General features: G+C 71.1%; 13 protein-coding genes. 8 read left to right on the top strand and 5 right to left on the bottom strand.

Going from position 1 to position 14,226, the window contains the following annotated elements; all coding sequences use genetic code 11:
- The first annotated feature begins 327 nt into the window (after window positions 1-327).
- The 4 genes from ACIBHX_RS40475 to ACIBHX_RS40490 all read left to right on the top strand — a co-directional run bounded on the left by ACIBHX_RS40475 (window position 328) and on the right by ACIBHX_RS40490 (window position 4,625).
- Window positions 328-1,686 (top strand): FAD-binding oxidoreductase, encoded by a 1,359-nt coding sequence (locus ACIBHX_RS40475; RefSeq protein ID WP_397072783.1) that lies wholly within the window; start codon window positions 328-330, stop codon window positions 1,684-1,686.
- Complete coding sequence (locus ACIBHX_RS40480) at window positions 1,683-2,093, top strand: hypothetical protein (protein ID WP_397072785.1); 411 nt, start codon at window positions 1,683-1,685, stop codon at window positions 2,091-2,093. The genes ACIBHX_RS40475 and ACIBHX_RS40480 overlap by 4 nt, the downstream gene beginning before the upstream one ends.
- Window positions 2,094-2,125: 32 nt before the next feature.
- Window positions 2,126-3,598 (top strand): helix-turn-helix domain-containing protein, encoded by a 1,473-nt coding sequence (locus ACIBHX_RS40485; RefSeq protein WP_397072786.1) that lies wholly within the window; start codon window positions 2,126-2,128, stop codon window positions 3,596-3,598.
- A gap of 100 nt (window positions 3,599-3,698) precedes the next feature.
- Window positions 3,699-4,625 (top strand): glucosyl-3-phosphoglycerate synthase, encoded by a 927-nt coding sequence (locus ACIBHX_RS40490; protein ID WP_397072939.1) that lies wholly within the window; start codon window positions 3,699-3,701, stop codon window positions 4,623-4,625.
- A gap of 88 nt (window positions 4,626-4,713) precedes the next feature.
- On the opposite strand, the gene aceA is transcribed toward ACIBHX_RS40490, so the two are convergent.
- Window positions 4,714-6,000 (bottom strand): isocitrate lyase, encoded by a 1,287-nt coding sequence (gene aceA, locus ACIBHX_RS40495; RefSeq protein ID WP_397072787.1) that lies wholly within the window; start codon window positions 5,998-6,000, stop codon window positions 4,714-4,716.
- Window positions 6,001-6,221: 221 nt separating this feature from the next.
- Between aceA and ACIBHX_RS40500 the strand changes: the two genes are divergently transcribed.
- A complete protein-coding gene (locus ACIBHX_RS40500; protein ID WP_397072789.1) occupies window positions 6,222-7,646 on the top strand; it encodes an OmpA family protein in 1,425 nt (474 codons plus the stop codon).
- Here ACIBHX_RS40500 and ACIBHX_RS40505 read toward each other — a convergent pair.
- The 4 genes from ACIBHX_RS40505 to ACIBHX_RS40520 form a co-directional block, all read right to left on the bottom strand.
- Entirely contained in the window at window positions 7,630-8,463 is an 834-nt protein-coding gene (locus ACIBHX_RS40505; protein WP_397072791.1) for a M50 family metallopeptidase, read from the bottom strand. The two genes, ACIBHX_RS40500 and ACIBHX_RS40505, sit on opposite strands and share 17 nt — an antisense overlap.
- Before the next feature lie 54 nt (window positions 8,464-8,517).
- Window positions 8,518-10,005 carry a protein kinase gene (locus ACIBHX_RS40510; protein WP_397072793.1) on the bottom strand — a complete coding sequence of 496 codons (1,488 nt, stop codon included), beginning with the start codon at window positions 10,003-10,005 and terminating at the stop codon, window positions 8,518-8,520.
- A 188-nt stretch (window positions 10,006-10,193) separates the two neighbouring features.
- Complete coding sequence (locus ACIBHX_RS40515; RefSeq protein ID WP_397072794.1) at window positions 10,194-11,033, bottom strand: siderophore-interacting protein; 840 nt, start codon at window positions 11,031-11,033, stop codon at window positions 10,194-10,196.
- 54 nt (window positions 11,034-11,087) lie between these two features.
- Entirely contained in the window at window positions 11,088-12,056 is a 969-nt protein-coding gene (locus ACIBHX_RS40520) for an alpha/beta hydrolase (protein WP_397072796.1), read from the bottom strand.
- An 86-nt stretch (window positions 12,057-12,142) separates the two neighbouring features.
- On the opposite strand from ACIBHX_RS40520, the gene ACIBHX_RS40525 reads away from it, so the two are divergent.
- The 3 genes from ACIBHX_RS40525 (at window position 12,143) to ACIBHX_RS40535 (ending at window position 14,225) form a co-directional block, all read left to right on the top strand.
- Complete coding sequence (locus tag ACIBHX_RS40525) at window positions 12,143-12,526, top strand: hypothetical protein (RefSeq protein ID WP_397072797.1); 384 nt, start codon at window positions 12,143-12,145, stop codon at window positions 12,524-12,526.
- 60 nt (window positions 12,527-12,586) lie between these two features.
- On the top strand, window positions 12,587-13,384 hold the full coding sequence (locus tag ACIBHX_RS40530) for an ABC transporter permease (RefSeq protein ID WP_397072798.1): 798 nt from the start codon (window positions 12,587-12,589) through the stop codon (window positions 13,382-13,384).
- 124 nt (window positions 13,385-13,508) lie between these two features.
- Window positions 13,509-14,225, top strand: coding sequence for an ABC transporter permease (locus tag ACIBHX_RS40535; RefSeq protein WP_397072800.1), 717 nt, complete (start codon window positions 13,509-13,511; stop codon window positions 14,223-14,225).
- Window position 14,226: the final 1 nt, after the last annotated feature.

Raw genomic sequence — 14,226 nt, forward strand, 5'->3', positions numbered from 1 at the left:
AGACCGGCGGCGCCAGAAGAAGCGGCCGAGGAGGACAGGGTGGCGCGGAGGCGGGAGGACAGGACTCGGAGGCGTTCCGTGGGGCGGGCCAGGTCCGCAGGGCCCCAGAGGTCGGCGGCGAGGCGATCATCCGGCACCGGTGCGCCGGCGGCCAGGGCGAGACGCGCCAGCAGGGCCCGCTCCAGCAGGCGTTCGACACGGAGAGGAATCTCCCCGGCACTCACGGAAACCGGTCCGAGCACCAGAACGTCGAGGAGGGGCACCACCCAAGTATCGGTGAAACGTCCGTGAGATGGCGGTGCAAGGCTCGCACGACACGCTGAAGTCATGACAGTGGACATCGGAAACCTGGCCGTACGCGGGCAGATCCTGCGCGCGGGCGATCCGGGATACGAGGACGCGCGTGCCATCTTCAACGGCATGATCGACCGCAGGCCCGCCATGCTGGTGCGGGTGAGCGACGCGGCGGACGTGGCGGAGACGCTGCGGTTCGCGCGCGAGCAGAAGCTCGAGGTGAGCGTACGCGGCGGCGGGCACGGCGTGGCGGGGCGGGCGCTGGGCGGCGACCTGGTCATCGACCTGTCGGCGTTGCGCGCGGTGACCGTCGACCCGGGCAGCCGGACGGCCGTCGTGCAGGGCGGCGCCACCTGGGGCGAGGTCGACCAGGCCACCCAGGCGCACGGGCTGGCCGTGCCGGGCGGCCGGATCACGCACACCGGCGTCGCCGGCCTGACGCTCGGGGGCGGCGAGGGCTGGCTGTCGGTCAAGCACGGGCTGGCCTGCGACAACCTGCTGGCCGTCGAGCTCGTCACGGCCGACGGGCGCCTCCTGCGGGTGGACGACGAGAGCGAGCCCGAGCTGATGTGGGCGCTGCGCGGCGGCGGGGGCAACTTCGGCGTCGTGGTGTCCTTCACCTTCCGGCTCCACCCGGTCGGGCCGATGATCGTCGGGGGCATGATCGGCTACCGGGTGTCGGACGCGCCGGCCGTACTGGAGGTGCTGGCCAGGCTCAACGCGGAAGGGTCGGAGGACTTGGGGGCGGCCGCGGTGTTCATGGCCGCGCCGCCGGCGCCGTTCGTGCCGCCGGAGCTGGTGGGGCAGCACATCCTGGCGGTGGCGCCCACCTGGTTCGGCGAGCCGGAGGCGGGCGCGCAGGCCGTCGCGCCGCTGCGCGAGGAGGTGGAGCCGCTCTTCGACGCGGTCGGGCCCATGCCGTACGTGGCACTGCAGGCGATGCTGGACGCCGGCTCGCCACCGGGACTGCGGAACAGGTGGGGCTCAGGATTCGTCGAGACGATCACGCCCGAGCTGATCGCGGCCTCTCAGGAGCCGCTGCCGGGCCCTATGTCGCACCTCATCATCTTGCCGCTGCCGGAGGCGGTCAGGCGGCTGCCCGAGCTGCAGGGGGCCTTCCCCGGGCGGATGGGCGGGCGGTGGCTGGTACATCCCGTGGCGACGTGGATGGATCCGTCCGGGGACGAGCGGAACCTGGCCTGGGTGTCGCGGATGAACGCGGCCGTCAGGCCGACGGGGACCTACCTCAACCTGGAGGCGCCCGACGACGACCGCGTCCGGTGGGCGATGGGCGAGACGCGCTACCGGCGGCTGCAACGCGTCAAAGCCGTCTGGGACCCGGACGACGTCTTCCGCCACTGCGCCCACGTCACCCCCTGGGACGGGTCATGAAATTTCGGCATCTGGCGGTGGTGCTCGTCGCGGCGGCGTGTACGGCGTGCAGCGCCGCCCAGCCGGGCGCCTCCCAGCGAGAGGCCCTGCCGAGCGCGTCCGCCCAGCCCCGGGCCACGGCGAAGGCCGGGTCGGGCGAGCTGTGCCACGCCATCGAGAAGCTGGATCCCAAGGCCGCGATGGAGCACGCCCAGCAGGGCGCCGAGGGTATGCGGAAGGCGGCGGGCACCTTCGAGGACCTGGCCGCCGTCGCGCCCGCCGAGGTGGCCGCCGATCTGCGCCACGTCGCCGGCCTGTACAGGAGGCTGGCCGACGGGCAGATCGACCCCGCGACGGTCGCGAACGAGGTCGGCCCGCCGTACCAGCGATATCTCGCATACATCAGCAAGCACTGCGTAGGAGGCTAGAAAATGGCCGGAATTTCTGTCTAAGATTCGGCATGGCCTCCTTGCTCGGCGAAGAACCGCTGTCTTTGACGCAGGAGCTGGATCTCATCGCGTTTGGGCAGCGGCTCCGCCACCTGCGTAAACAGCGCGGTCTCACCCTGTCCGACCTGGGGGAACGCGTCCACAGGGCGCCGAGCCAGCTGTCGCTGCTGGAGAACGGCAAGCGTGAGCCCAAGCTGTCGCTGCTCAAGTCGCTGGCGACCGCGCTCGGCGTGCCGGTCGAGGAGCTGCTGCGCCGCCAGCCGCCCAACCGCCGCGCGCAGTTGGAGATCGCACTGGAGGAGGCCCAGCGCGACCCGATCTACGCCGCGCTCGGCCTGGCGCGGCTCAAGGTCTCCGCGCGCGTGCCCAACGACGTGCTCGAGCACATCCTCGGCCTGTACGGCGAGCTGCGCGCACGGCAGGCACGGGGTACGGCGACGCCAGAGGAGGCCAGGGTCGCCAACGCCGAGCTGCGGCGCAGGCAGCGGGAGCTGGGCAACTACTTCCCCGACATCGAGAAGGCGGCGGCCGAGGCGCTGTCGGCGGTCGGCTACCGCACCGGCGCGCTGTCGCAGAGCACGGTGCAGGCGCTGGTCACCCACTTCGGGTACACGGTGCACACCGCGCAGGACCTGCCCAGGTCGGTGCGTTCCATCACCGACCTCCGCAACCGCCGCGTCTACGTCAAGCATGAGCAGCTCGGCATGCACACGCCGCGCACGATCCTGCTGCAGACGCTCGGCCACCTGGCGCTCGGCCACGACAAGCCGCGCGATTTCGCCGACTTCCTGCGCCAGCGGACCGAGGCCAACTACTTCGCCGCCGCGGTGCTCGTGCCGGAGAAGACGGCCACGGTCTACCTGCAGGAGGCCAAGGCCGACAGGGCGCTGTCGGTGGAGGACCTGCGGGACGTGTTCGCCGTCTCCTACGAGATGGCCGCGCACCGCTTCACCAACCTGGCCAGCCACCACCTGGACCTGGTCTGCCACTTCGTCCGCAACGACGCCGGCGGCACGATCTACAAGGCGTACGAGAACGACGGGATCGTCTTCCCCGCCGACGAGCAGGGGGCGATCGAGGGACAGCGGATGTGCCTGCAGTGGTCGGGACGGCAGGTGTTCCTGTCGCCGGACAGGTTCTCGGTGTACTACCAGTACTCGGACTCGCCGACGGGCACGTACTTCTGCGTGGCGCACGTGGATCCGTCGCGGGAGCGGGACTTCGCGATCACGCTGGGCGTGCCGTTCAAGGAGTCGCGCTGGTTCCGCGGCCGCGAGACGACGAACCGCACCAAGTCCAACTGCCCCAACGGCGACTGCTGCCGCCGGCCGCCTGCGGAGCTGTCGGAGCGCTGGGAGGGCTACGCCTGGCCCTCGGCCAGGGCCAACTCCCACGTTCTCGCGGCGCTCCCGCCGGGCTCGTTCCCCGGCGTGGACGAGGCGGACGTCTACACCTTCCTCGAACGCCACGCCGTCACGGGGTGAGGGCGCACGCGAGCCGCAACAGGCCCTACCGCGTGCCTGGTCATGTCCGGGTGCTGCGTAAGGTTGGGGCGTGACTGACGGGGTATCGGGGTGGCACGGCATGCCGGCTGAGGTGGAGTCCTGGCTGCGCCGCCGTACCTCGGCGACCGCGGAATGGCCGCTGGGCGCGCTGATCGAGGCGAAGGCCGCCACGTCCGTGAGCGTGGTGCTGCCGGCGCGGGACGAGCGCGAGACCGTGGGCGAGATCGTCGAGGCGATCCGCCACGAGCTCGACCGCGTCGTGGACGAGGTCGTGGTGATCGACTCGCGCTCGCGCGACGACACCGCCGAGGTGGCCTCGCGGGCGGGGGCCAAGGTGTTCGCCCAGGACGACATCCTGCCGCACCTGGCGCCGCTCGACGGCAAGGGCGAGGCGCTGTGGAAGTCGCTGGCCGTCACCTCGGGCGACGTGCTGGTCTTCGTCGACGCCGACATCCGCAACTTCCAGACCTCGCTGGTGACCGGGCTGCTGGGGCCGCTGCTGACCGACCCGGCCATCGCGTACGCCAAGGGGTGCTACGACCGCCCGCTGCGCGGGGCCCCGACCGGCGGCGGCCGAGTGACCGAACTGGTGGCGCGCCCGCTCATCAACCTGCACTGGCCGCAGCTGGCGGGGTTCGTCCAGCCGCTGGCCGGCGAGTACGCGGGTCGCCGTTCCGCGCTGGAGCGCGTGCCGTTCATCACCGGCTACGGCGTGGAGCTCGGCCTGCTGGTGGACCTGCTCGAGCTGGCCGGGCTGGACGCGCTGGCCCAGGTGGACCTCGGCTCGCGCGAGCACTCGCACCAGTCGACGGAGGCGCTGGGCGGGATGGCGGCCCAGATCATGCTCGCCGCCTGGTCACGCCTGGAACGTCAGGGCAAGATCCACACTTCTCACGAGCCCGCGGTACGGCTGGCCCAGTTCCACCGCACCGAGGCGGGCTACGAGGCCTTCACCAGGGACGTCTCGATAGACGAGCGCCCCCCGATGCTCACGATCCGCGCGTAGGTCGCATCCCGCGAAAGACCCCCGGGCGGGTCTCGCCGTACACGAGAAACGGCCGCGCCGGACAGAGCCCGACGCGGCCGAAGATGAATCAGTGTGCGGCGGCGAACTGCTCTTCCTCGGTGGAGCCCTTGAGGGCCGTGGTGGAGGAGTCGGGCGCGATCGCGGTGCTGACCAGGTCGAAGTAGCCGGTGCCGACCTCGCGCTGGTGGCGCGTGGCGGTGTAGCCGCGCGACTCAGCGGCGAACTCCGACTCCTGCAGGTCGACGTAGGCCGTCATGCCGTCGTTGGCGTACCCCTGGGCCAGGTCGAACATCGAGTAGTTCAGCGAGTGGAAACCGGCCAGGGTGATGAACTGGAACTTGTACCCCATGTGCCCGAGTTCCTTCTGGAACTTGGCGATCGTGGAGTCGTCCAGGTGCTTCTTCCAGTTGAACGACGGCGAGCAGTTGTAGGCCAGCATCTGGTCGGGGTACTGGGCCTTGATCGCCTCGGCGAACTCGCGGGCCACGTCCAGGTCCGGCGTGCCGGTCTCCATCCACAGCAGGTCGGAGTGGGGCGCGTAGGCCAGGCCGCGCGCGATGCAGGCCTGCACGCCGTTGCGCACCCGGTAGAAGCCCTCGGCGGTGCGGTCGCCGGTGGTGAAGCGCTGGTCGCGGGGGTCGACGTCGCTGGTCAGGAGCGTCGCGGCCTGAGCGTCGGTCCGCGCGATGATCAGCGATGGTACCCCGCACACGTCGGCCGCCAGGCGGGCCGCGTTGAGGGTCTTGATGTGCTGGCCGGTCGGGATGAGCACCTTGCCGCCCAGGTGGCCGCACTTCTTCTCGGAGGCCAGCTGGTCCTCCCAGTGGACGCCCGCGGCACCGGCGGCGATCATGCCCTTCATCAGCTCGAAGGCGTTGAGCACGCCGCCGAATCCGGCCTCGGCGTCGGCCACGATCGGCGCGAGCCAGTTGCCCGGGTTGCCCTCCGACCAGGTGATCTGGTCGGCGCGCAGCAGCGCGTTGTTGATGCGGCGCACGACGGCCGGCACGGAGTTGGCCGGGTAAAGGCTCTGGTCGGGGTAGGTCTGCGCGCCGAGGTTGGCGTCGGCCGCCACCTGCCAGCCCGACAGGTAGATGGCCCGCAGCCCGGCCCGCACCTGCTGAACCGCCTGGTTGCCCGTCAGGGCGCCCAGCGCGTGCACGTAGTCCTCGTTCTGCAGCAGGTCCCACAGCCGGTTGGCGCCCAGCCGGGCCAACGTGTGCTCCTCCTGGACCGTCCCGCGCAACCGGATCACGTCTTCGGCGCTGTAGGTGCGCTCCACGTTGGTCCAGCGGGGGTCGTTGTGCCACTCGTCCTGCAGCTGCTCGGCAGCTCCCTTGAGGCGATCGCTCATTTTCGCTCCTTTGTCGTCCCCTGGGGCTTGTGTCGAGTCTCTGCCCGCACCCCGCCCGTGGATAAGCCACAAGAGGTGAGAAGATTTGCGAATTTTCTCCTCAGGGAATGACCAGCCGGTATTCAGTAGAGAAGAATTTGCAGGTTTTCCCGATGGACTAGACCAATGTTGTGAGACGCCGGTGAGATGTCCGTGGAACGGCCCGCCGACACGCTGAAGCGATGAGAACTCTCACCGCGCCGCTCGCCTGCGGGGCTGCGCTCGTGCTCGGACTTACGGCCTGCAACCCGGCACGGCAGGCTCACCCTGAGCCGCTGACCAGCCAGTCCCCCGCGAAGGCCGCCTTACCACCGGAGAAAACGCCGGACGCCTCGCCGTCGAGCGGCAAAGCGGAAGGCGTCACCGCCGGCCCTGTCTCCACCGCCTACCCGGTGGAGGGCAGGAACCTCAGGCTCGTCAGGACCGGCGACGCCCTGGCCCTGCAGTTCGACTTCTACAACGGCACCCAGGACCCGCTGTCGATCGACAGCTTCGGCCTGGACGCCCGAGAGCAGCTGATGGCCCTGGTCGACCTGCCCAGGGGCACCGCCTACGGCCCGATCGGCGGCTCGGGCGCCGACGCCCGGGTGGCCGCCTCCTCCGACGAGCGGATCGAGCCGGGCGGGTCGGTCACGGTGACCGCCGTGTTCGCGGCCCCGCCGAAGGAGGCCAAGCAGATGCTGGTGCTGCTGGACGGGCTGCTGCCGGTGAAGGTCCCGATCACCACGGGCGACCTGGCCGACAGCCCGGTGTTGCGGGGCGGCCCGACTGACAGGCCGCAGACCGGGCCGCTGCTGTGCAGGGCGGGCGGACCGTCGACGGAGACGTTCAAGCTGCCCAGCGACGTGCTGTTCGCCTTCGGCAGCGCCCAGTTGTCACCGGCGGCCAAGGCGGCGCTGGCCGCGCTGCGCAACCGGGTGGAAGCCGAGTCCGGCGCGGTCACGGTCAACGGCCACACCGACTCCGTCGGCGACAACGCCTCCAACCAGCGCCTGTCGGAGCAGCGCGCGGCCGCCGTGGACCAGGCGCTGCACGCGGGCCTGGGCGGCGAGTTCAGCTACGCCGACAAGGGCCACGGCGAGAGCGAGCCCGTTGCCCCCAACACGCTGCCCGACGGCAGCGACAACCCCGACGGCCGCGCGCAGAACCGCCGCGTCGAGGTCGCGATCAAGAGCGGCACCCAGGTCAAGGAGCGCACCTCCGACACCTCGCTCAGCGACGCCGGCCTCGACGTCCAGGTGGCCGGCCTGCAGCGGATGTCCGGCTACGTGCTGGCCAGCGTCAAGGTCACCAACCCCGGCTCGGAACCCGCCAAGATCGACTACGACAACTCCTTCACCCCGCACGAGCTGACCCCCGGACAGCTCGCGCTGGCCGGCAAGTCCGGCACCTACGACCTGTGCGCCTTCGACCTGCCGACGTACTTCGACTTCATCGGCACCCTCAGCCAGCGTTTCAGCCCCGGCAAGCTCGGCCTCATCCCCGCCGGCGCCGGCGTCACGCTGTGGGGCCTGTTCCCCGCCCCGCCCGCCGCCACGACCTCGCTGCAGGTCCAGATCGGCGGGTACGGCGAGCGACTCCCGGCCGAGATCACCCCGGAAGGCTGAGCCCGGGCCGCAGCACCAGCAGGTAGAACGCGACGATCGCGATGTACAGGACGAACCCCCAGGCGGGAGCGGGCCACGCCGCCCGCTCCCCCGCCCGCTCCGGCCGCTGGTAGGGCCGCCTCGCCCACATCGTCATGAAGCCGACCAGCGCCATCCCCGGCCCCCAGCATCCGAACAGCCCCACCAGCACGATCACCGGGTCGCCGCCGATCCCGGCCGGGACCAGCAGTGCGAACCCGATCACGTACGGGATCCAGAGCCGGGTCACCGTCCGCCGCCGGTCGTCCACCGTGGCCAGGGGCAACCCGGCGGGCAGCGTGTCCAGCCACATCGTGGCCAGGGGCCGGCAGGCGAAGTACAGCGCCACCATCGACCCGGTCGCGATGGCGTACCTTGCCCCCACGGGAATGCCGAAGGTGTCGGCGACGACCGCGGTGTCGCCCATGGTCAGGAACGGCATCACCACCACGTACCCGACGGCCGACACGATCCCGGTCATGGCCAGCCACATCATCAGCATCCCGCCGAAGCCGTGCCTCCGTGACGGCCTGCGGTACAGGGCGCAGAACAGCAGGCCGACGACGAGGCTGCCGACCGGCCCCGCCGCCGCGATCACCGCGTGAGTGCCGGACGTGGAGCCCTCGACCGCGGAGTTCTCCACGAACTGGCCGATCGTCGGCGGGTAACCCAGCGCGAGCGCGGCGACAGCGTGCGATCCCTCGTGCAGGAAGACCTCGATCAGCTGTGCGATCGCGAAGCTCAGCGCCAACGGCGCCCACGAGCGGGCGCCCTGGGAAGTGCTCACGGTGGTGGTCATGCCACGGACGCTAGCCACTCCCAAGATCCCGAAATATCCACCGATCGGTGGACGTCACTGTCCCGTCGAAGGCGCGGTGGCCGTGGGCGTCTGTGACACCGTGGGCGTCACCGACGGCGACTCGCCGGGGCCGTCCTGCGGGATCGTGGTGATCGACGTGGACGGTTGCGGGCAGTCGTGGCGGGCGGACTTGCCGCGCTGTTTGCCCGCCGGGTTCATGCAGTCGCCCTGGTCGCCGTTGCCCGGCTCGCCGGGCCGGTTGACCACGGGCGGCTGGCCGCCCTGCCGGTCGGGCGTCGAGGTCAGCGTGGTGACCACGCCCCTGGTCGGTTTCTGGGTGACGAACACCGTGGGTGCCGTGGCGGTCGCGGTGACCGTGCCGTAGGAGGCGGGCAGCGGGCTCGTCGGGCGCAGCGTCGAGTCGACGGTCCCGTGCGGCTGCACCATCGGCGGTACGGCGGGCAGCTGCGAGCTGCCGCCGATCCGCAGGCCGTCGCCGGCACCGGCCGCGATCACCGTCATCGCCGCGATCGACACGGTCGCCAACGCGGCGAAGCTGGCGTGCGACAGGTGGGCGCCCGCCTTGGCCCTGCGGCGGCGGGGCGCGGCGGTCTCCTGCTCGGCGGGCCGCGACGCCAGCCGTACCCTGCCCGCGCCTGCCGGATACGGAACGGGCGTCCAGATCTCCTCCAGCACGCCACCCACCGCGTCGCGCAGGTCCCAGGGGTCGCCCACGCCCCCGGCCGCCAGCAGCGCACGTAACAGGTCGGCCGCCCTGGGCCGTTCGGCCGGCGCCTTGGCCAGCGCCGCCTCCACGGCCGGCCGTAGCAGCGCGGGCACGCCGTCGATCCGCGGCGGCTCCAGCAGGATGCGCCGCGTCAGCACGTCCGCCTCGCCCCCGCCGAAGGGATGGTCGCCCGAGGCGGCGAAGGCGACCAGGCACCCCCAGGAGAAGACATCGGAGGCCGGTACGGCGGGCCCGCCCGTGAGCCGTTCGGGCGCCACCCAGCCGGGGCTGCCCATGACCTGCCCGGCCTGGGTGTGCGCGGCGAGAGTGTCGACGTCGCGGGCGATGCCGAAGTCGATCACGCGTGGACCGCGCGTCGACAGCAGCACGTTGCCCGGCTTCAGGTCGCGGTGGACGAGCCCCGCCTCGTGCACCGCGACCAGCGCGGCCGCCACGCCCAGGGCCGCGCCGTAGGCCAGATCGGGGGTCAGCGGCCCCCGCGCCATCACCACCTGCGACAGCGCGGGACCCGGGATGTACTCGGTGACCAGGTAGGGCCGGTCCTTGTCGGTGCCGTCCTCGATGACCGCGGCCGTGCAGAACGGCACCACCCGCCGGGAGAAGGACACCTCCTCGGCGAAGCGGGCACGCAGCGTCGCATCGTTCAGGTGCACCGCGTGCGGGGTCTTCAGCGCGACCAGCCCGCCCTGCGGGTGCTCGGCGAGGTAGACCACCCCCATGCCGCCCGTGCCCAGGCGGCCGAGCAGGAGGTATCGGCCGATGATGACCGGGTCGCCCACCGTAAGCGGTCGCACGCCTGGAGGCATGTCGCTCGAACCACGCGCCATCCGGATTTCGCCTCTCCTGTCTGGGACACGGCAAAGCACACTGTTGTCCCAACCGTGAGGCGTTTCCGCATGTCTTTCACAAGGGGTATCGGAGGTAAGGCGTTCCTACCCTTTGAGTAAGTAAGAGGTGTGACGCGACGGTCTGAAGTGGCGTTTTACGACGAGCCGAGCTCCTTCGACTCCTCCGTCTCGATCTGGCGGTTCCAGTCCTTCTTGACCGCGCGCCAGCCCTCGTCGTCGACGCCCAGCCGCCAGTAGCCGGAGATCGACAGCCGCTCCATCGGGATGCCCCGCTCCACCCGCAGCAGGTGCCGCAACTGCTTGACGAAGGCCGCCTCGCCGTGGACGAAGGCGTGCACGTCCTCGCCCGGGAACTCCAGCGCCCGCACCGCCGCGACCAGCGCCTCGCCCGCCTTCGCGCCGCGCCTGTGCACCCAGGTGATGCGGGCGTCGGCGACGCTGTCCAGCTTCTGCTCCTCCTCGGGGTCCTCCACCTCGACGAACACATGCGCGAGCGTGCCCGCGGGCAGCGCCTCCAGCGCGGTGGCGATCGCGGGCAGCGCGCTCTCGTCACCGGCCAGCAGGTGCCAGCCCGCCGCGGGATCGGGGGCGTAGCCGCCGCCGGGGCCGAGCATCATCAGCACGTCGCCCGGCTTCGCGGCGGCCGCCCACGGGCCCGCCAGGCCCTCGTCGCCGTGGTAGACGAAATCGAGCGTCATCTCGCCCGCGTCGGGGTCCCAGGCGCGCACGGTGTAGGTGCGCAGGCGCGGCCACAGCTCGCGGGGCATCGTCTCGCGCACGTTGCGCACGCTGAACGGCTCCGGATAGTCCACCCCCTCGTGCGGGAAGACGAGCTTGACGTAGTGGTCGGTGAGCCCCTCGGTGGCGAAGTCACTCAGCCCGTCACCCCCGACCACGACGCGGATCATGTGCGGAGTGATCCGCTCGGTACGCAGCACGACGCCGCGGTGGTGATCCCTGGGCTTGTCGGCCATCCCGTGCTCCTCCGGTTAGTTAGGCTTGCCTAACTCAACCGTACCGCACGGCGATCAGGCCGCGACAGCCGTACTCTCGCTCGAGGGCGGCTCGAGCGCGGACAGGAAGCCCGCCACGTGACGGAAGGCCAGGCGCGCCTCGGGCAGCACGTCGGCCAGGATCGGGAACACGTGCGGCATCCGCGGCCATTCCTCGTAGGTGACCGGCACTCCCGCCTGGCGGGCGCGCAGCGCGACCCTGTGGCCCTCGTCCCGCAGCACCTCCGTCGAGCCTGTCACGATCATCAGCGGCGGCAGCCCGGAGTAGTCGCCGAGCACCGGCGAGACCAGCGGATCGCGCGCGTCGAGACCGGCGGTCCAGTGCCGGGCCAGCCAGCGGATCCTGCCCTCCGGCAGCATCGGGTCCTGCCAGCGGTTCGCCCGGCGCGGCATGTCGGTCAGGTCCGTCCACGGCGACAGGCAGATCGCCGCCGCCGGCGCCGGCAGGCCGCGGTCGCGCAGCGCGAGCAGCGTCGCCAGCGTCAGGTGCCCGCCCGCGGAATCCCCGGCGAACAGCACGTCACCCGGCTCGTACCCGCGATCGAGCAGGCAGGAGTAGGCCTCGACGGCGTCGCTCAGCGAGGCCGACAGCGGATGCACAGGACCCTGCCGGTAGTCCAGCGCCAGCACCGGGCGGCGCGCCGTCACCGACAGCCGCCAGGTGATCGGCCGGTGCGTGCGCGGCGAGCAGGCGAAGTAGCCGCCGCCGTGGAAGTACAGCAGCACCCTGCGCTCGTCCAGCCCCTGCCCGGCGCGGATCCACTCGCCGCCGCACGCCGCGAACGTGGCCGGCACCACGCCCACGTGCGCGGGCAGCGGCATCGGCCTGGCCAGCCTGCCCAGGCGGGCCGCGCCGTGCAGCGCCAGCGGGTGGCGCATCAGGAGGCTGGAGGCGGGCTTCAGCGTGGTACGCATCAGGCCCGTGAGCGCACGGGCCTGCCAGCTGAGGGGGTAGTCGGGGATCACGTCCCTGTCGATCTGCATGGGATCCCTCCGATGAATCTCCTTCCCCGTAGAACATCGCTCTACTCGTGGCGCGGGCATTTCGGCCATATGTCACGCTGTCCTCCATGGCCGGATACTCGGGGACTCCCCTGCCGCGCAAGCTGGGCATCAAGGACGACTCCCGCGTCCTGGCCCTCGGCCTGCCCGCCGGGCTGGACCTCGGCCCCGTCGACGAGCGTCACGACGGCCTGCCGTACGACGTCATCCTGATCTTCTGCCCCGACGAGGCGACGCTGCGCGCGGAGTTCCCCTACGCGGCCGGGCGGCTGGTCAGGAACGGCGGGCTGTGGGTGTGCTGGCCCAAACGCTCCAGCGGCGTGCCCACCGACCTGTCCGAGAACCCGATCCGCGACTACGGGCTGTCCATGGGCCTGGTCGACAACAAGGTCGCCGCCGTGGATCAGACCTGGTCGGCGCTGCGCTTCGTTTATCGCGTTGCGGACCGCTGACGCGCGGGCGGATAATTCCACCTTCCCATCGGCCGACCCGCGCGCAAGCGTCGTGTCGTCATGCCCTGGAGGTGCGCCCTCATCCCGTTGTACGTCCGGCTCGTCCGGTACGGCTTCCGCAAACACGCCACCTACATCTGGGGGGCGCTGGCCGGCGCGTTCACCAACAGCGTCTTCGGCATCCTGCGCGCCTACGTCCTCATCGCCCTCTGGCAGGCCAGGCCCGGCCTGGCCGGCTACGACATCACCGACGCCGTCACCTTCTGCTTCATCACCCAGGCCTTCATCGGGCCGATGCAGCTGTTCGGCGGCGGCCTGACCATTCCCGAGCGCATCCGCAGCGGCGACATCGCGCTCGACCTCGTCCGTCCTGCCTCGCTGCAGTTGTGGTCGCTGGCCGAGGACCTGGGCCGGGCGGGCTACCTGCTCCTGGTGCGCGGCATCCCGCCGGTGCTGCTCGGCGCGGCGCTGTTCGGCATCACGCCGCCGCGCGAGCCGGCGTGGTTCATGGCCGGCCTCATGCTGGGCGTCCTGGTCAGTTTCGGCTGGCGCTACCTGGTGGCGCTGTCGGTCTGCTGGCTCGCCGACGACCGCGCCGTGTCCACGCTGTCGCTGGTGCTGACCACGTTCCTGTCCGGGATGATGATCCCCCTGGCGATCTTCCCCGGATGGGTGGGCGAGACGGCCAGGGCGCTGCCGTGGGCGGCCATGGTCCAGGCACCATCCGACCTGTATCTCGGCAAGGCCCCCGCCGGGCAGACACTGGCCTTCCAGCTGTTCTGGGCCGTCGCGCTGCTCGCCCTGGGCGCGCTCGGCACCCGCGCGATCCGCCACAAGGTGGTGATCCAGGGTGGTTAGGTCACGAGGCCTCCTACGTCGGCCTCATGACCAGAGCGCAGTATTCATTGATGACCTCCGGTCATACCTTCTGCTGGCCTGGACCTGGACCAGAGCGGCCGCCGCCTACCCCGGGTCGTTCGTCATGCTGCTGGTGATCGGCTTCGTCATCGCCGGCCTTGACTTCGGCGTCATCCTGGTGATCTTCGCCAACACCACGACGCTCACCGGCTTCTCCCGCGAGGAGGTCATGTTCCTGTACGGCACGGCGCAGACCGCCTTCACCGTGGCCGACATGTTCTTCAGCAACCTGGACCGGATCAGCATCCACATCAAGGCGGGCACGTTCGACACGATGCTGATCAGGCCCGTCAGCTCGTGGGTCCAGGTGGCCACCGACCGGTTCCTGCCTACCCGGGTGAGCCGGGTCATCCAGGCGCTGCTCGTGCTCGGGTACGCGGCGTCGGCCCTGCGCCTGGAGGCCGGGCGGCTCTGGATGGTCCCGGTGATGATCGGGTGCGGGATCGTCATCTACGCGTCGCTGTGGACGCTGGCCGGGGCCGTGCAGTTCGTGCTGACCGACGCGCCCGAGGTGGTCAACGCCTTCACCTACGGCAGCGGGCAGCTGTCGCAGTACCCGTTCAGCATCTACGGGCGCGACCTGGTGCGCGGCGTGACCTACGTGCTGCCGCTCGCCTTCATCAACTGGCAGCCGGCGCTGTACGTGCTGGGACGGGAGGATCCGTTCGGCACGCCGTACTTCATGCGCTTTCTCGGGCCCGTGGCGGCCTTGTTGCTCGCCGTGCCGGCCGGGGCTGCCTGGCGGTGGGGCATCCGCATGTACCGATCGACGGGGAGTTAGG

Origin of the sequence: Nonomuraea sp. NPDC050536, from assembly GCF_044457685.1 — a bacterium.
Lineage (GTDB): Bacteria > Actinomycetota > Actinomycetes > Streptosporangiales > Streptosporangiaceae > Nonomuraea.